General features: G+C 73.9%; 2 protein-coding genes. Both read left to right on the top strand.

What is annotated here, in order from left to right:
• Positions 1–16879 (top strand): SDR family NAD(P)-dependent oxidoreductase (locus tag ACIQOW_RS39560; protein WP_401092828.1); only part of this gene is annotated, 16879 nt, incomplete at its 5' end.
• Positions 16880–16901: 22 nt separating this feature from the next.
• A partial coding sequence (locus ACIQOW_RS39555) for a type I polyketide synthase (protein ID WP_401092826.1) occupies positions 16902–19762 on the top strand: 2861 nt, incomplete at its 3' end.

Here is a 19762-nt window from a genome sequence, read left to right as displayed (position 1 = left end):
CGATCCGTCCGGGACGGTGCTGGTCACCGGTGCCGGCACGCTGGGCGGCCTGGTGGCCCGCCACCTCGTCACCGAGCACGGGGTCCGCCACGTGGTGCTGACCAGCCGTCGCGGTGGCGCCGCCGCGGGTGCCCAGGAGCTGACGGAAGAGCTGCTGTCGCTGGGCGCCTCCAGCGTGGAGTTCGCGGCCTGCGACGCCGCCGACCGTGAGGCGCTGGCCGGGCTGCTGGAGGCCGTTCCGGCGGACCGTCCGCTGACCGCCGTGGTGCACACGGCCGGTGTGCTGGACGACGGCCTGGTGGCCTCGCTGTCGCCGGAGCGGCTGGAGGCGGTGCTGCGCCCGAAGGTGGACGCGGCGCTCAACCTCCACGAGCTGACCCGGGACCTGGAGCTGACGGCCTTCGTCCTGTTCTCGTCCTCGGCGGGCCTGTTCGGCGACGCCGGTCAGGGCAACTACGCGGCCGCCAACGCGTTCCTGGACGCGCTCGCCACCCGACGCCGCGCGGAGGGCCTGGTCGCCGGCGCCCTCCAGTGGGGCCTGTGGGAGCAGCGCAGCGGTATCACCGAGGGCCTGTCGGACGCGGACGTCGAGCGCATCCGCCGGTCGGGCATGAGCCCGCTGCCGACCGGGCGCGGTCTCGAACTGCTGGACGCCGTGCTGTCCGCCGGTCTCCCCGTCGCCTCCCCGATGGTGCTCGACCTCGCCGCGTTCCGCACCGCCGACGCCACCGTCCCCGCCCTGCTGCGCGGGCTCGTCGGCGCACCCGTCCGCCGTGCCGTCGCGAGCCGCGCCACCGCGGCCGGCGGTGCCTCCGGCCTCGCCGCCCAGCTCGCCGGACTCTCCGCCAGCGAGCGGACGAACACCCTGACGGACCTCGTCCGCGGGCACGTCGCGGCCGTGCTCGGCCACGGCGACGGCCGGGCGATCGAGCCGAAGCGGGCGTTCAAGGAGCTGGGCTTCGACTCGCTGAGCGCGGTCGAGCTGCGCAACCGGCTCAACTCCCTCACCGGGCTGCGCCTGCCCGCGACCCTCACCTTCGACTACCCGACCCCCACCGCCCTCGTCGAGTACCTGCTCGCCGAGACCTTCGGCAGCGCGACCGCCGACGAGGACGCCGCGGTGGCCGTCCGCACCGCCGTGGACGACGAGCCGATCGCGATCGTCGGCATGAGCTGCCGCTTCGCGGGCGGCATCGCCTCGCCCGACGACCTGTGGCGGATGGTCCTGGACGGCGGTGAGGGCCTCTCCGCGTTCCCGGCCGACCGCGGCTGGGACAACGAGGGGATCTTCGACGCGGACCCGACCCGGGTCGGCACGACGTACGTGCGCGAGGGCGCCTTCGTCCCCGCGGCCGACTTCGACGCCGAGTTCTTCGGCATCTCGCCGCGCGAGGCGCTCGGCATGGACCCGCAGCAGCGCCTGCTGCTGGAGGCGGCCTGGGAGGCGCTGGAGAGCGCCGGGATCGACCCGAACGAGCTGCGCGGCAGCCGGACCGGCGTGTTCGCCGGCGTGATGAACACCGACTACTTCCCGAGCCTCCAGGCCGTCCCCGAGGACCTGGAGGGCTACCTCAGCACGGGCACCTCCGGCAGCGTCGCCTCCGGCCGCGTCTCGTACGCGCTGGGCTTCGAGGGCCCCGCGGTGTCGGTGGACACCGCGTGCTCCTCCTCGCTGGTGGCCCTGCACCTGGCCGTGCAGTCGCTGCGGCGCGGTGAGTCCTCCCTGGTCCTCACCGGCGGTGTGACGGTCATGTCCACCCCGGAGACCTTCGTGGACTTCTCGCGGCAGCGCGGGCTGGCGCCGGACGGCCGGATCAAGGCCTTCGCGGCGGCCGCCGACGGCACCATCTGGGGCGAGGGTGTCGGCATGCTGCTCGTGGAGCGGCTGTCGGACGCGCGCCGTAACGGGCACAAGGTGCTTGCGGTGGTGCGGGGTTCGGCGGTGAACCAGGACGGTGCGTCGAACGGTCTGACGGCGCCGAACGGTCCCTCGCAGCAGCGGGTGATCCGGCAGGCGCTGGCCGATTCGGGTCTGGCCACGGGCGACGTGGACGTGGTGGAGGCGCACGGGACGGGTACCCGACTGGGCGACCCGATCGAGGCGCAGGCGCTGCTGGCCACGTACGGGCAGGGGCGCGAGGGCGGCGAGCCGCTGTGGCTGGGCTCGGTGAAGTCCAACATCGGCCACACCCAGGCCGCCGCCGGCGCGGCGGGCATCATCAAGATGGTCCACGCGCTGCGTGACGGCGTCATGCCGCGGACTCTGAACGTCGACGCGCCGACGCCCGAGGTGGACTGGTCCGCCGGTTCGGTGGAGCTGCTGACGGAGGCCCGGGACTGGCCGGAGGTCGGGCGTCCGCGCCGGGCGGCCGTGTCCTCGTTCGGCATCAGCGGCACCAACGCGCATGTGGTGCTGGAGCAGGCTCCGGTGGAGGAGCCGGCGGAGGCCGTCGCGGTCACCGTCGACGCTCCGGTGTCGTGGGTGGTGTCGGGCAAGTCCGAGGCGGCGCTGCGGAATCAGGCCGCGCGGCTGGCTTCCTTCGTGGGGGAGCGGCCGGAGCTTTCGCCGGTGGATGTCGGGTACTCGCTGGCGGCGTCGCGGGCGCGCTTCGACCACCGTGCGGTCGTCTCGGGTACGAGCCGGGACGAGTTGCTGGCGGGCCTTTCCGCGCTGACCGCGGGGTCGGTCGTCTCCGGTGGTGCACTGGCGTTCCTGTTCACGGGGCAGGGGAGTCAGCGGGCGGGGATGGGGCGTGAGCTGTACGCGGCGTTCCCGGTGTTCGCCGCCGCCTTCGACGAGGTGTGCGCCCGCTTCGAATTCCCGTTGAAGGACGTGGTGTTCGAGGCTTCGGAGCTGCTGGACCAGACCGCGTACACGCAGGCGGCGCTGTTCGCCGTCGAGGTGGCGCTGTTCCGCCTGGTCGAGTCCTGGGGTCTGAAGCCCGACTTCCTGGTCGGCCACTCGGTCGGTGAGATCGCTGCCGCCCACGTTGCCGGTGTGCTGTCGCTGGAGGATGCGGCGAAGCTGGTGGAGGCGCGTGGCCGTCTGATGCAGGCGCTGCCCGTCGGTGGTGCGATGGCGGCCATCGAGGCGACCGAGGCCGAGGTGCTGCCGCTGTTGGCCGGCCGGGAAGCCGAGATCGCCGTGGCCGCCGTCAACGGGCCGACGTCGGTGGTTGTTTCGGGCGACGAGGCCACTGTCCTTGAGGTGCTGGAGCACTGGAAGGCCAAGGGCCGTCGGGGTCGTCAGCTGCGGGTGAGCCACGCGTTCCACTCGCCGCACATGGAGCCCATGCTGTCCGAGTTCCGCGTCGTGGCGTCCGAACTCACGTACTCGGAGCCGAAGTTCGCCGTCGTCTCCAATGTCACGGGCGAACTCGCCACCGAGCTGACCTCGCCCGAGTACTGGGTGCGCCACGTCCGCGAGGCTGTGCGCTTCGCCGACGGCATCGCCTACCTCGCCGCTCAGGGCGTGACCACGTTCCTGGAGCTGGGCCCCGACGGCACCCTGTCCGCTCTCGCCCAGGGCGTCCTGGCCGACGCGGAGGACTCGGTGTTCGCCCCGGTCCTGCGCAAGGACCGCCCCGAGGCGCTGTCCTTCACCCAGGCCGTCACCGGCCTGCACGCCCGAGGCGCCGAACTCGACTGGGACGGCGTGTTCGCCGGTCGCGGCGCGGGCCGTGTCGACCTGCCGACGTACGCCTTCCAGCACCAGCACTTCTGGCTGGAGCAGACGGCGCCCACCGGCAGCCTGGCACCCGCCGGGCTGACCTCGGTCGAGCACCCGATCCTCGGCGCGGCGGTGTCCCTGCCGGCCACCGGAACGGTTCTGCTGACCGGCCGCCTCTCCCTCCAGTCGCACGCCTGGCTCGCCGATCACGATCTGCTGTCCGCCGCCGTGGTGCCCGGCTCGGTCTTCGTGGAGCTGGCGACGGCCGCCGGTGACCAGGTCGGTGCCGGGGCCCTGCGGGAGCTGGCGCTCCAGGCCCCGCTCGTTCTGCCCGAGCAGGGCGGAGTCGCCCTGCGGGTGGCCGTGGACGGCGCCGACGAGGAGGGCTTCCGTCCGGTCGCGGTCTACTCCCGCGACGAGGCGGCCGGGATCGACGAGCCGTGGGTGTGCCACGCGACCGGCCGGGTGGGCGGCGGCGCGCCGGCCGTCGGGATCGACCTGTCGGTCTGGCCGCCGCAGGGCGCGCGCGAGGTGGACGTGGAGTCGCTGTACGGGCGCCTCGCGCAGGCGGGTCTGGCCTACGGCCCGGCCTTCCAGGGCGTGCGCGCGGCCTGGCAGCTCGGCGACGCCCACTACGCGGAGGTCGAGCTTCCCGAGGGCGTGTCGGCGGAGGGCTTCGGCCTTCACCCCGCGCTGCTGGACGCTGCTCTCCAGGTGCTGCCGCTGGACGGGCGGGCGGCCAGGATCGCCTCCGGGTGGACCGGCGTCTCCCTCTTCGCCACCGGTGCGACCGCTCTGCGGGTGCGGCTCTCGGGCGGCTCGCTGATCGCCGTGGACGCCTCGGGCGAGCCCGTCCTCGCTGTTGGGGCGGTGTCCTGGCACGAGCCGACGGCCGACGAACTCGCCCTCGGCGGGGACGTGTTCCGCGACGCGCTGTTCCGGCTGGACTGGTCGGCGCTGGCGCTGCCCGCCGCCGGTACCGCCTCGTGGGCGGTGCTCGGCGAGGCGGACGGCGCTCTCGCCGGTGGCGCCGCGTTCGCCGGACCGGCGGAGCTGGCCGCGGCCGGCTCGGTGCCGGAGCTGGTGTTCGTGCCGGTGGCGTCGTCCGAGGGCGACGACCTGGTGGCCGCTGTCCACTGGTCGGCGCTGGACGCGCTGGCGCTGGTGCAGGCCTGGCTGGCGGAGGAGCGCCTCGCGGACTCGCGTCTGGTGTTCGTCACCCGTGGCGCGGTCGCCGTGGCCGGGGGTGTCGAGGACCTGGTCAACGCGCCGGTCTGGGGTCTGGTGCGTTCCGCCCAGGCGGAGAACCCGGACCGCTTCGTCCTGGTCGACACCGACCGCGGTCTCGGCGAGCTGGGGGCCGACCGGCTGCTGGCCGCCGTCGCCACGGGCGAGGAGCAGGTGGCCCTGCGCGGCGGCAAGGCCTTCGTGCCGCGCCTGGTCCGTACGCCGGTTGCCGGGGGCGGGTTCGAGCTGGACGCGGCCGGCACGGTGCTGGTCACCGGCGGTACGGGTGCGCTGGGTTCGCTGGTCGCGCGCCACCTGGTCACCGAGCACGGCGTCCGTCACCTCATCCTGACCAGCCGTCGCGGCCTGGCCGCCGAGGGTGCGCGGGAACTGGCGGACGAGCTGGTCGAGTTGGGCGCGGCCGAGGTGGAGGTCGCCGCGTGCGACGCCGCCGACCGGGAGGCGCTCGCCGCTCTCCTGGCCACCGTTCCCGCCGGGCACCCGCTCACCGCGGTCGTGCACACGGCCGGTGTGCTGGACGACGGCGTGATCGGTTCGCTCACCCCGGAGCGGTTCGCGGCGGTGCTGCGCCCGAAGGTGGACGCGGCGCTCAACCTGCACGAGCTGACCCGTGAGCTGGACCTGTCGGCGTTCGTGCTGTTCTCCTCCGCCGCCGGTGTCTTCGGCGACGCCGGTCAGGCCAACTACGCGGCGGCGAACACCTTCCTGGACGCGCTCGCCTCCTACCGCCGCTCGCAGGGCCTGGCCGCCACCTCGCTGGCCTGGGGCTTCTGGGAGCAACGCAGCGGCCTCACCGGTCACCTCTCGCAGGCCGACACGGAGCGCATCAAGCGCTCGGGCATGGTGCCGATCTCCTCGGAGTTCGGCATGGCGCTGCTCGACGCCGCTCTCCGGGCCGACACGGCCGCGCTGGTGCCGATGCCGCTGGACCTGGCCGCCCTGCGCCGCCAGGGCGCGGCTGCTCTGCCGGGGCTGCTGCACGGCCTGGTCGGTGCGCCCGTCCGCCGCGTCGCGAGCGGGAGGGCGGCCCGCGCCGACTCCTCGTCGCTGGGCCGCCGGCTCGCCGGGCTCGCCGAGGACGAGCAGAACAGCGTGCTGTTCGACCTGGTCCGTGCGCACGTCGCCGCCGCGCTCGGCCACAGCGGCGGGGAGGCGATCGCGCCCAAGCGCGCGTTCAAGGAGCTGGGCTTCGACTCGCTCACCGCGGTCGAGCTGCGCAACCGCCTCAACGCGGAGACCGGGCTGAAGCTGCCGGCGACGCTGGTGTTCGACTACCCGACGCCCGCCGCCCTGGTGGACTTCCTGCGGGCGGAGGTGGTCGGGGCGGCCCCGGTGGTCGCATCGGCCGCCGCCCGTACGGTCACCGCCGCCGAGGACCCGATCGTGATCGTCGGCATGAGCTGCCGCTTCGCGGGCGGGGTGACCTCCCCCGAGGAGCTGTGGCAGCTGGTGGCCGACGGCCGCGACGGCCTGGTGCCGTTCCCGGCCGAGCGCGGCTGGGACGTCGAGGGCCTGTACGACCCGGACCCGGCCACGGCCGGCACGACCTACGTCCGGGTCGGCGGCTTCCTGGAGAGCGCGGGGGACTTCGACCCGGCGTTCTTCGGGATCTCGCCGCGCGAGGCGCTGGCCACCGACCCGCAGCAGCGCCTGCTGCTGGAGGCGGCCTGGGAGGCGCTGGAGAGCGCCGGGATCGACCCGAACGAGCTTCAGGGCAGCCAGACCGGTGTCTTCGCCGGTGTGATGGCCACCGACTACTTCCCCGGCCTCCAGTCCGTCCCCGAGGAGCTTGAGGGCTACCTCAGCACGGGCACCTCCGGCAGCGTCGCCTCCGGCCGCGTCTCGTACGCGCTGGGCCTGGAGGGCCCGGCGGTGTCGGTGGACACGGCGTGCTCGTCCTCGCTGGTCGCGCTGCACCTGGCGGTGCAGTCGCTGCGGCAGGGCGACTGCTCGATGGCCCTGGTCGGCGGCGTCACCGTGATGGCCGGGCCGGACACCTTCGTGGACTTCTCGCGCCAGCGCGGTCTGGCCTCCGACGGCCGGATCAAGGCCTTCGCGGCGGCCGCCGACGGCACCAACTGGGGCGAGGGCGTGGGCATGCTGCTCGTGGAGCGGTTGTCGGACGCGCGGCGCAGCGGGCACAAGGTGCTTGCGGTGGTGCGGGGTTCGGCGGTGAACCAGGACGGTGCGTCGAACGGTCTGACGGCGCCGAACGGTCCCTCGCAGCAGCGGGTGATCCGGCAGGCGCTGGCGGGTGCCGGGCTTGCGGCCACCGAGGTGGACGTGGTGGAGGCGCACGGGACGGGTACCCGTCTGGGCGACCCGATCGAGGCGCAGGCGCTGCTGGCCACCTATGGCCAGGAGCGTGAGGGCGGCGAGCCGCTCTGGCTGGGCTCGGTGAAGTCCAACATCGGCCACACACAGGCCGCAGCCGGTGTCGCCGGCGTGATCAAGATGATCAAGGCGATGCAGGAGGGCCACCTGCCGCAGACCCTGAACGTCGACGGGCCCACGCCCGAGGTGGACTGGTCCGCGGGTTCGGTGGAGCTGCTGACGGAGGCGCGGGACTGGCCGAAGGTCGGGCGTCCGCGCCGGGCCGGTGTGTCCTCGTTCGGCCTGAGCGGGACCAACGCGCACGTGATCCTGGAGCAGGCGCCCGTCGAGAAGGCCGTCGAGGCCGACGAGGTGACGGTCGACGCTCCGGTGTCGTGGGTGGTGTCGGGCAAGTCGGAGGCGGCGCTGCGGGCGCAGGCCGGGCGGCTGGCTTCCTTCGTCGGGGAGCGGCCGGAGCTGTCGCTCACGGACGTCGGGTACTCGCTGGCGCTGTCGCGCTCCCGCTTCGACCACCGTGCGGTGGTGTCGGGTGCGAGCCGTGAGGATCTGCTGGCCGGGCTGGCGGGTCTGGCGGCTGGTGAGTCGGGCACGGAGACCGCGGCCTACGGGAAGCTGGCGTTCCTGTTCACGGGGCAGGGCAGCCAGCGGGCGGGGATGGGCCGGGAGCTGTACGCGGCGTTCCCGGTGTTCGCCGCCGCCTTCGACGAGGTGTGTGTCAGGTTCGAATTCCCGTTGAAGGACGTGGTGTTCGAGGCTTCGGAGCTGCTGGACCAGACCGCGTACACGCAGGCGGCGCTGTTCGCCGTCGAGGTCGCGCTGTTCCGCCTGGTGGAGTCGTGGGGTCTGAAGCCCGACTTCCTGGTCGGTCACTCCGTGGGTGAGATCGCTGCTGCACACGTTGCCGGTGTGCTGTCGCTGGAGGATGCGGCGAAGCTGGTGGAGGCGCGTGGCCGGCTGATGCAGGCGCTGCCCGAGGGCGGCACGATGGCGGCGATCCAGGTCACCGAGGCCGAGGTGCTGCCGCTGCTGGCGGGCCGGGAGTCGGAGATCGCTGTCGCGGCGGTCAACGGGCCTTCCTCGGTGGTGGTTTCGGGTGACGAGGCCGCTGTGCTTGAGGTGCTGGAGTACTGGAAGAGCGAGGGCCGCAAGGGCCGTCAGCTGCGGGTGAGTCACGCGTTCCACTCGCCGCGGATGGAGCCGATGCTGGCCGAGTTCCGCGCCGTGGCGTCCGAACTCACTTACTCGGAGCCGCAGTTCGCGGTGGTCTCCAACGTGACCGGTGAGCCGGCGACCGAGCTGACGTCCCCCGAGTACTGGGTGCGCCACGTCCGTCAGGCTGTGCGCTTCGCCGACGGCATCGCGTACCTGGCCGCCCAGGGCGTCACCGACTTCCTGGAGCTGGGCCCCGACGGCACCCTGTCGGCCCTCGCCCAGGAGATCACGGACGGCCACTTCGCCCCGGTCCTGCGCAAGGACCGCCCCGAGACCCAGACCTTCACCCAGGCCGTCACCGGCCTGCACACCCGGGGCGCGGTGCTCGACTGGGACGGCGTCTTCGCCGGTCGCGGCGCACGCCGTGTCGACCTGCCGACGTACGCCTTCCAGCACGAGCACTTCTGGCTGAAGGTGACGTCCTCCGGCACCGGTGACGCCACCGGTCTGGGCCAGGCCGCGACGGGGCACCCGCTGCTGGGCGCGGCGATCGCTCTGCCGGACTCGGACGGCGTGCTGCTGACGGGCCGGGTGTCGCTCCAGTCGCACACGTGGCTTGCCGAGCACACGCTGCTGGGCGCGGCCGTGGTGCCGTCGTCGGCGCTGGTGGAGCTGGCGATCCACGCCGGTGACCAGGTCGGCGCCGGGGCGCTCCGGGAGCTGACGCTGCCGGCCCCGCTCGTCCTGCCCGAGCGCGGTGGTGTCGCTCTGCGGGTGACCGTCCAGGCGGACGAGGACGCCGGCGGTCACGCGGTGCGGGTGTTCTCCCGCGCCGAGGACGCCGAGGCGGACGAGCCGTGGGCGCTCAACGCGACCGGCATGCTGACCGATTCCGTCGCTGCCGGGTCCTTCGACCTGTCGGTCTGGCCGCCGAAGGGTGCCCAGCCGGTGGCGTCGGAGCTGCCGGGAGTCCGGGCCGCCTGGCGGCTCGCCGGTGACCTCTTCGTCGAGGTCGTGCTCCCCGAGGGCGTGTCGGCGGAGGGCTTCGGCCTTCACCCCGCGCTGCTGGAGGCGGCCCTCCAGGTGCTGCCGCTGGAAGGGCAGGCGGCCAGGATCGCCTCCGGGTGGACCGGCGTCTCCCTCTTCGCCACCGGTGCGACCGCTCTGCGGGTGCGACTGTCGGGCGGCTCGCTGGACGCGTCGGACGAGTCGGGCTCGCCGGTGTTCTCGGCGGCGGCGATCGGCTGGCGCGAGGCGTCGGCGGACGAGCTGGTGGCGGCCCGGCGTGGTGAGTTCCACGACGCGCTGTTCCGGGTGGAGTGGCAGGAGACCGCGGCCGTGGCGGCGGGTGCCGCCGGTCCGGCGGCGGTGATCGGTTCCACCGGCCGTACCGGATTCACCGGTTTCGCGGGGCTCACGGAGCTGGCCGAGGCGGGCGCCGTGCCGGGCGTGGTGTTCGTGTCGCCGGCCGTCGCCGGAACAGCCGGTGCGGACACGGCGGACACGGCGGACGAGGCCCGTGGGGCAGTTCACCGGGCGCTGGGCCTGTTGCAGGGCTGGCTGGCCGAGGAGCGCTTCGCCGACTCGCGTCTGGTGTTCGTCACCCGTGGCGCGGTCGCCGTGGCCGGGGGTGTCGAGGACCTGGTCAACGCGCCGGTCTGGGGTCTGGTGCGTTCCGCCCAGGCGGAGAACCCGGACCGCTTCGTCCTGGTCGACACCGACCGCGGCTTCGACGCCCTGCGCGCCGACCGGCTGCTGGCCGCCGTCGCCACGGGCGAGGAGCAGGTGGCCCTGCGCGGCGGCAAGGTCCTTGTCCCGCGCCTGGCCCGCTTCGCCCCGGAGACCGGCGACCGTGCCGGGTCCGGCGACGGTGCCGACGCCGTGAACGACGCCGTGAACGACGCCGTGATCGACGCGGCCGGCACGGTGCTGGTCACCGGCGGTACGGGTGCGCTGGGTTCGCTGGTCGCGCGCCACCTGGTCACCGAGCACGGCGTCCGCCGCCTCGTGCTGACCAGCCGTCGCGGCCTGGCCGCCGAGGGCGCGCGGGAACTGGCGGACGAGCTGGTCGAGTTGGGCGCGGCCGAGGTGGAGGTCGCCGCGTGCGACGCCGCCGACCGGGAGGCGCTCGCCGCCCTGCTGGCCACCGTTCCCGCCGAGCACCCGCTCACCGGCGTCGTGCACACCGCCGGTGTGCTGGACGACGGCGTGATCGACTCGCTCACCCCCGAGCGGCTCGACACGGTGCTGCGTCCGAAGGTGGACGCGGCGGTCAACCTGCACGAGCTGACCCGCGAGCTGGACCTGTCCGTCTTCGCACTGTTCTCCTCCGCCGCCGGTGTCTTCGGCGAGGCCGGTCAGGGGAACTACGCGGCCGCGAACACCTTCCTGGACGCGCTCGCCTCCTACCGCCGCGCGCAGGGCCTGGCCGCCACCTCGCTGGCCTGGGGCTTCTGGGAGCAGCGCAGCGGCATCACCGGTCACCTCTCGCAGGCCGACCTCGAACGCATGCGGCGGGCCGGCACCATCCCGCTCCCCTCGGAGCTGGGGCTCGCGATGTTCGACGCCGCCGTGCGCGGCACCGAGCCGACCCTCGTCCCGATCCCGCTGGACATCACCGGGCTGCGCGCCCAGGGCGCCCCGGTGCCCGCGCTGCTGCACCGACTGGTCGGCGCCCCCGCGCGCCGCACCGTCCGCACCGGGCCCGCGGTGGGCGGTTCGGACCTGGCGACGCGCCTGGCCGCACTGACCCCCGGCGAGCGGGACGCGGCGCTGCTCACCCTGGTGCAGACCCACGTCGCGGCGGTGCTCGGCCACGGCGGGGCGCACACCGTCGAGGTCGGCCGGCCGTTCAAGGAGCTGGGCTTCGACTCGCTGACCGCCGTCGAGCTGCGCAACCGGCTCAACGGCGCCACCGGCCTGCGCCTCCCGGCCACGCTGGTGTTCGACTACCCGACGCCGGCCGCGCTGGTGGAGTTCGTCCGCGCGGAGGTGCTCGGCGACGGGGACGACCAGGCGGCGGTCGCCGTCGAGGCCGTGGCCGTCACCCCGGGTGTGGCCGACGACCCGATCGTGATCGTCGGCATGAGCTGCCGCTACCCGGGCGGCGCCGGCTCGCCCGAGGAGCTGTGGCAACTGCTCCTCGCGGGCCGGGAGGGCCTGACGGACTTCCCGACCGACCGCGGCTGGGACCTGGACACCCTCTTCGACGCCGACCCCGACCGGGCCGGCACGACCTACGCGCGGGTCGGCGGCTTCCTGGAGAGCGCGGGCGACTTCGACCCGGCGTTCTTCGGGATCTCGCCGCGCGAGGCGCTGGCCACCGACCCGCAGCAGCGCCTGCTGCTGGAGGCGTCGTGGGAGGCGCTGGAGGACGCCGGGATCGACCCGGTGTCGGTGCGCGGCAGCCAGACCGGCGTGTTCGCCGGTGTCATGAGCTCGGACTACTACGCGGGCCGGGACGCCGCGCCGGAGGGCCTGGAGGGCTACCTCGGCACCGGCAACTCGGGCAGCGTGGCCTCCGGCCGGATCTCCTACACCCTGGGCCTGGAGGGCCCGGCGGTGTCGGTGGACACGGCGTGCTCGTCCTCGCTGGTGGCCCTGCACCTGGCGGTGCAGTCGCTGCGCCAGCGGGAGTGTGCGCTCGCCCTGGTCGGCGGTGTGACGGTCATGGCGACGCCGGAGACCTTCGTGGACTTCTCGCGGCAGCGCGGTCTGGCGCCCGACGGCCGGATCAAGGCCTTCGCGGCGGCGGCCGACGGCACGGGCTGGGCCGAGGGTGTCGGCATGCTGCTCGTGGAGCGGCTGTCGGACGCGCGGCGCAACGGTCACAAGGTGCTTGCGGTGGTGCGGGGTTCGGCGGTGAACCAGGACGGTGCGTCGAACGGTCTGACGGCGCCGAACGGTCCGTCGCAGCAGCGGGTGATCCGGCAGGCGCTGGCGGGTGCCGGGCTTGCGGCCACCGAGGTGGACGTGGTGGAGGCGCACGGGACGGGTACCCGTCTGGGCGACCCGATCGAGGCACAGGCGCTGCTGGCCACGTACGGTCAGGGCCGTGAGGGCGGCGAGCCGCTGTGGCTGGGCTCGGTGAAGTCCAACCTCGGCCACAGCCAGGCCGCTTCGGGCGTCGCCGGCGTGATCAAGATGGTCATGGCGATGCGGGAGGGCTACCTGCCGCAGACCCTGCACGTGGACGAGCCGACCCCCGAGGTCGACTGGTCGGCCGGCTCGGTGGAGCTGCTGACCGAGGCCCGCGCGTGGCCGGCGGTGGACCGGGCCCGGCGTTCCGCCGTCTCCTCCTTCGGTATCGGTGGCACCAACGCGCACGTGATCCTGGAGCAGGCTCCGGACAGCGCGCCGGTCGAGGTGGCGGAGGCCACCGTCACCGCTCCGGTGTCGTGGGTGGTGTCGGGCAGGACCGAGACCGCACTGCGGGACCAGGCCGCGCGGTTGGCTTCCTTCGTCGGGGAGCGGCCGGAGTTGTCGCTCACGGACGTCGGGTACTCGCTGGCGGTGTCGCGTGCCCGGTTCGAGCAGCGTGCGGTGGTGTCGGGTGCGAGCCGGGAGGAGCTGCTGGCCGGGCTCGCAGGTCTGGCGAGCGGTGAGGCGTCCGGCGCTTCGGTGAGCCGTGGCAAGCTCGCGTTCCTGTTCACCGGACAGGGGAGCCAGCGGACGGGGATGGGCCGGGAGCTGTACGACGCCTTCCCGACCTTTGCCGCCGCCTTCGACGAGGTGTGCGCCAGGTTCGAATTCCCGTTGAGGGACGTGGTGTTCGAGGCTTCGGAGCTGCTGGATCAGACGGCGTACACGCAGGCGGCGCTGTTCGCCGTCGAGGTTGCGCTGTTCCGTCTGGTCGAGTCGTGGGGCTTGAAGCCCGACTTCCTGGTCGGTCACTCGGTCGGTGAGATCGCTGCTGCCCACGTCGCCGGGGTCCTTTCCCTGGACGATGCGGCGAAGCTGGTCGAGGCTCGTGGCCGGCTGATGCAGGCGCTGCCCGAGGGCGGCACCATGGCGGCGATCCAGGCCACTGAGGCCGAGGTGTTGCCGCTGCTGGCGGGCCGGGAGTCGGAGATCGCCGTCGCGGCGGTCAACGGGCCGACGTCGGTGGTGGTTTCGGGTGACGAGGCCGCCGTCCTGGAGGTGCTGGAGCGCTGGAAGGCGCGGGGTCGTAAGGGCCGTCAGCTGCGGGTGAGCCACGCGTTCCACTCGCCGCGGATGGAGCCGATGCTGGCCGATTTCCGCGTGCTGGCGTCCGAACTCACCTACTCCGAGCCGAAGTTCTCCGTCGTCTCCAACGTCACCGGCGAGCTCGCCACCGATCTGACGTCCCCCGAGTACTGGGTGCGCCACGTCCGCGAGGCTGTGCGCTTCGCCGACGGCATCGCGTACCTGGCCGCCCAGGGCGTCACCGACTTCCTGGAGCTGGGTCCGGACGGAACCCTGTCGGCTCTGGCGCAGGAGATCACGGACGGCCACTTCGCCCCGGTCCTGCGCAGGGACCGCCCGGAGGCGCTGTCCTTCACCCAGGCCGTCACCGGCCTCCACGCCCGCGGCGCCGAACTCGACTGGGACGGCGTGTTCGCCGGTCGCGGCGCGCGCCGCATCGACCTGCCGACCTACGCCTTCCAGCACGAGAACTACTGGCTGGAGCCCGTCGCCACGCTCGGCAGCGCCACCGGTCTCGGCCAGGCCGCCACCGGGCACCCGCTGCTCGGTGCGGCGATCACACTGCCGGAGTCGGACACGGTGGTCCTCACCGGCCGGCTCTCCCTCCAGTCGCACGCCTGGCTGGCCGATCACACCGTGCTGGGCGCGGCGCTGCTGCCCTGGTCGGTGCTGGCCGAGCTGGCGGTGCACGCCGCCGACCAGGTCGGCTCCGGCGCCGTCGCGGAGCTGGCCGTGCAGGCGCCGCTGGTGCTGCCCGAGCGCGGCGGTGTCGCCGTGCGGGTGACGGTCGACCCGGCCGGCCCGGACGGGCGCCGTCGGGTGGCGGTCTTCTCGCAGCCGGACGACGCGGAGGCGGGCACGCCGTGGACGCGGCACGCCGAGGGCGCGCTGACCGGGGCCGCTCCGGCGGCCGGGTTCGACCTGGCGGCCTGGCCGCCGAAGGACGCCGAGGTGATCGAGACCGACGGCGTGTACGCCGATCTCGCCGGCCTCGGCGCCGTCCACGGCCCGGTGTTCCAGGGCCTGCGGGCCGCCTGGCGCCGTGGCGACGAGCTGTTCGCCGAGGTCGCCCTCCCCGAGGGCGTGGCGGTCGACGGCTTCGGCGTTCACCCGGCACTGCTCGACGCGGCCCTGCACCCCGTGCTGCTGGACGCGTTCACCGCGGCCGACGGCCGGATCGCCCTTCCCGCCGCCTGGAACGGCCTGACGCTGTTCGCCACCGGCGCCTCGCTGCTGCGGGTGCGCATCGTCCGCGGCGGTGAGGGAACGAAGGCCCTGTCGGTGCAGATCGCCGACGGCGCGGGCGCGCCCGTGGCGGCCGTCGCCTCGCTGGAGCGCCGCCCGGTGACCGCCGAGGGCCTGGCCGCGGGCCGTACCGGCTTCCACGAGTCGCTGTTCCAGTCGGAGTGGGCGGCGCTGCCGTTCGCCCCGGCCGCCGGCGGGAACGCCGGTGCCGGTGCCGACTGGGCGGTGCTCGGCGGCGACACCTGCGGCCTGCCGTTCGACGAGGTCACCTGGTACTCGGAGTTGGCGGAGATCGCGGCCGAGGAGGCCGTGCCCGAGCTGGTGTTCGTGCCGCTGGGCTCGACGACGCCGAACCGAGGGGACGCGTCCGAACTCGTTCGGGAGACCCACACCGCGCTGTACGGGGCCCTCGGTCTCGTCCAGGAGTGGCTGGCCGAGGAACGGTTCGCGGACTCGCGCCTGGTCGTCGTGACCCAGGGCGCCACGGCCACCGGGCCGGACGAGGACGTGACCGACCTGGCGCACGCCGCCGTGTGGGGCCTGCTCCGCTCGGCGCAGCGCGAGAACCCGGACCGGCTCGTCCTGCTGGACGTGTGCAGCAACGAGCTGACCGCCGAGCTGCTGGCGGCGGCCGTCGCCACCGGGGAGCCCGAGCTGGCGGTGCGCGGCACCCGGGTGTCGGCCCGCCGGCTGTCCAGGGTCCCGGTCGTCGGGGTGGGCACCGCCGTGCCGGCCGAGCTGGACCGCGCCGGCACCGCGCTGATCACCGGCGGCACCGGCACCCTCGGTGCCCTGGTGGCCCGCCACCTGGTCACCGGGCACGGGCTGCGCAACCTCGTGCTGACCAGCCGGCGCGGTCTCGACGCCGAGGGCGCCCCCGAGCTGGTGGCCGAGCTCACCGAGCTCGGCGCCCGGGTCGAGGTCGTCGCCTGCGACGTGACGGACCGTTCGGCGGTCGAGGCCCTGCTGAAGTCGGTTCCGGCCGAGCACCCGCTCACGGCCGTCGTCCACACCGCCGGTGTGATCGACGACGCCACGATCGGCTCGCTCAGCCCGGAGCGGCTCGGCCGGGTGCTGCGTCCCAAGGTCGACGCGGCGCTCCACCTGCACGAGCTGACGGAGTCCATGGGCCTGGCGGCCTTCGTGCTCTTCTCCTCGGCCGCCGCCATGTTCGGCGAGGCCGGGCAGGGCAACTACGTCGCGGGCAACACCTTCCTCGACGCCCTCGCCCAGCACCGCCGGGCCAGGGGGCTCGCGGGAGTCTCCCTCCAGTGGGGCTTCTGGGAGCAGCGCAGCGGCATCACCGGCCACCTCACCGAGGCCGACGTCCAGCGGATGGAGCGCGGCGGCATGCTGCCGCTCACGGCGGACCTGGGCATGGCGCTGTTCGACGCGGCCCACGTGTCGGGCCGCCCGGTGCTCTCGCCGATGCGCCTCGACTTCGCGAAGCTCCTCTCGGACGGCGCGGACGACCCGCTGCTGCGCGGGCTGCGCCGCGGCGCCGGCCGGCGCACGGCGGCCACCGGCGGGACCGCCACCGGTCCGGTGTCGCTCGCGGAGCGGCTCGCCGCCCTGCCGGGCGAGGAGCGGGACGCCGTGCTGACCGACCTGGTCGGCACCCACGTCGCGGCCGTCCTCGGCCACGGCGGCGGGGCCGCGCTGGAGCCGGGCCGCGCGTTCAAGGAGCTCGGCTTCGACTCGCTCACCGCGGTCGAGCTGCGCAACCGCCTCAACGCGGCCACCGGGCTGAAGCTGCCGGCGACGCTGGTCTTCGACTACCCGACGCCCGCCGCGCTCACCGCCCACCTGCGGGCCGAGCTGGTGCCGGACGACGCGGCGGACGACGCGGACCCGGAGGAGACCCGGATCCGCACCGCGCTCGCGGCCATCCCGCTGGACCGCTTCCGGGCCGCCGGCGTGCTGGACCTCCTGCTTGACCTGGCAAACCTCGGGGGTGGGGAGACGGCGGCCGAGGAGGCCGACGCGACCGGAGCGATCGACGGGATCGACGCGATGGACACCGAGGACCTGATCCGTATGGCGCTCGGAAACTCCGACTCCTGATGGCTGATGTGTGGAGCTCTTGATGACAACGTCCCAGGCACAACTCGTCGAGGCGCTGCGTGCGTCGATCAAGGAGACCGAGAGTCTCAAGCAGCAGAACCGGCAGCTCGTCGGCGCTGCGACCGAGCCGATCGCGATCGTCGGCATGGCCTGCCGCTACCCGGGCGGGGTCACCACGCCCGAGGAGCTGTGGCAGCTGATCGCGGACGGCACCGACGCGATCGCCGGGTTCCCGACGAACCGCGGCTGGGACGTCGAGGGCCTGTACGACCCGGACCCGGACGCGTTCGGCAAGTCCGTCTCGGTGGAGGGCGGATTCCTCTACGACGTGGGGGAGTTCGACCCGTCCTTCTTCGGGATCTCGCCGCGTGAGGCGCTGGCCATGGACCCGCAGCAGCGGCTGCTGCTGGAGGTCTCCTGGGAGGCGTTCGAGCGGGCCGGCATCGACCCGGCTTCCGTGCGGGGCAGCCAGACCGGTGTCTTCGCCGGCGTGATGACCTCGGACTACTACACCGGCTCCGTCCAGGCCATCGACAGCCTGGCGGGCTACCTCAGCACCGGGAACTCGGGCAGCGTCGCCTCCGGCCGGATCTCCTACACCCTGGGCCTGGAGGGCCCGGCGGTGTCGATCGACACGGCGTGCTCCTCCTCGCTGGTCGCGCTGCACCAGGCCGTGCAGGCGCTGCGGCGCGGCGAGTGCACGCTCGCGCTCGCGGGCGGCGTCACCGTGATGTCGACCCCGGACACCTTCCTGGAGTTCTCCCGCCAGCGCGGCCTGGCCGGCGACGGCCGCTGCAAGCCCTTCGCGGCGGCGGCGGACGGCACGGGCTGGGCCGAGGGCGTCGGCATGCTGCTCGTCGAGCGGCTGTCGGACGCGCGGCGCAACGGGCACCGGGTGCTGGCCGTCGTCCGGGGTACCGCCCTCAACCAGGACGGCGCCTCCAACGGCCTGACCGCGCCGAACGGCCCCGCGCAGCAGCGGGTCATCCGGCGGGCGCTGAGCAACGCCGGGCTGACCACCGGCGACGTGGACGTGGTCGAGGCGCACGGCACGGGCACCCGGCTGGGCGACCCGATCGAGGCCCAGGCGCTGCTGGCCACGTACGGCCAGGGCCGCGAGGGCGGCGAGCCGCTGTGGATCGGCTCGCACAAGTCCAACCTCGGCCACAGCCAGGCCGCTTCGGGTGTCGCGAGCATCATCAAGATGGTCTTCGCGATGCAGGAGGGCATCCTGCCGCAGACCCTGCACGTGGACGAGCCCACCCCCGAGGTGGACTGGTCGTCGGGTGCGGTCCGGCTGCTCACCGAGGCCCGGAAGTGGCCGGAGACCGAGCGGCCCCGGCGCTGCGCCGTCTCCTCCTTCGGGATGAGCGGCACCAACGCGCACGTGCTGCTGGAACAGGCTCCGGAGGCCGGGCCGGTCGGGATGACCGAGGTGACGGTCGACGCTCCGCTGCCGTGGGTGGTGTCGGGCAAGTCGGAGGCGGCGCTGCGGGCGCAGGCCGGGCGGCTGGCGGCGTTCGTGGAGCGGCGGCCGGAGCTGCCGCTCACGGACATCGGGTACTCGCTGGCGCTGTCGCGCTCCCGCTTCGACCACCGTGCGGTGGTGTCGGGTTCGAGCCGGGGCGAGCTGCTGGCCGGGCTGGCAGGCCTGGCGAGTGGCGAGGCGTCCGGCGGTTCGGTGAGCCGTGGCAAGGTGGCGTTCCTGTTCACGGGCCAGGGGAGCCAGCGGACCGGCATGGGGCGGGAGCTGTATGACGCGTTCCCGGTGTTCGCTGCGGCGTTCGACGAGGTGTGTGCCCGCTTCGAATTCCCGTTGAAGGACGTGGTGTTCGAGGCTTCGGAGCTGCTGGACCAGACCGCTTACACGCAGGCGGCGCTGTTCGCCGTCGAGGTGTCGCTGTTCCGTCTGGTGGATTCGTGGGGGCTGACTCCGGACTTCCTGGTGGGTCACTCCGTGGGTGAGATCGCGGCCGCGCATGTCGCGGGTGTGCTGTCACTGGCGGATGCGGCGAAGTTGGTCGAGGCGCGTGGCCGGCTGATGCAGGCCCTGCCCACGGGTGGTGCGATGGCTGCCATCGAGGCGACCGAGGCCGAGATCCTGCCGCTGCTGGCGGGCCGGGAGTCGGAGATCGCCGTGGCGGCGGTCAACGGGCCGACGTCGGTGGTGGTTTCGGGCGACGAGGCCGCGGTGCTGGAGGTGCTGGGGCACTGGAAGGCGCAGGGGCGTCGGGGGCGTCAGCTGCGGGTGAGCCACGCGTTCCACTCGCCGCGGATGGAGCCGATGCTGGCCGCGTTCCGCTCGGTCGCGTCCGAACTCACCTACTCCGAGCCGAAGTTCGCCGTCGTCTCGAATGTGACGGGTGAGTTGGCGACCGAGCTGACCTCGCCCGAGTACTGGGTGCGCCACGTCCGCGAGGCTGTGCGCTTCGCCGACGGCGTCGAGTATCTGGCGGAGCAGGGTGTCACCACGTTCCTGGAGCTGGGTCCGGACGGCACCCTGTCGGCTCTGGCGCAGGAGATCACCGAGGGCCACTTCGCCCCCGTCCTGCGCAAGGACCGCCCCGAGGCGCTGTCCTTCACCGAAGCCGTCACCGGCCTGCACGCCCGTGGCGCGTCGCTCGACTGGGACGGCGTGTTCGCCGGTCGCGGCGGCCGGCGGGTGGACCTGCCGACCTACGCGTTCCAGCGCGAGCGGTTCTGGCTCGGTTCGACGGCTGCGGCCGGGGACGTGACCAGCCTTGGTCTCGGGAGCACCGGTCATCCGCTGGTGGGTGCGGTGGTTGATCTGCCGGGCTCGGACGGTGTGGTGCTGGCCGGTCGGGTGTCGTTGCAGTCGCACGGGTGGCTGGGTGAGCACCGGGTGCACGGTGTGGCGGTGGT

Source organism: Kitasatospora sp. NPDC091335 (genome assembly GCF_044757205.1).
Taxonomy (GTDB): Bacteria; Actinomycetota; Actinomycetes; order Streptomycetales; family Streptomycetaceae; genus Kitasatospora.
The sequence above is the reverse complement of the archived record's forward strand: the minus strand, read 5'-3'. Positions and strand labels throughout refer to the sequence as shown.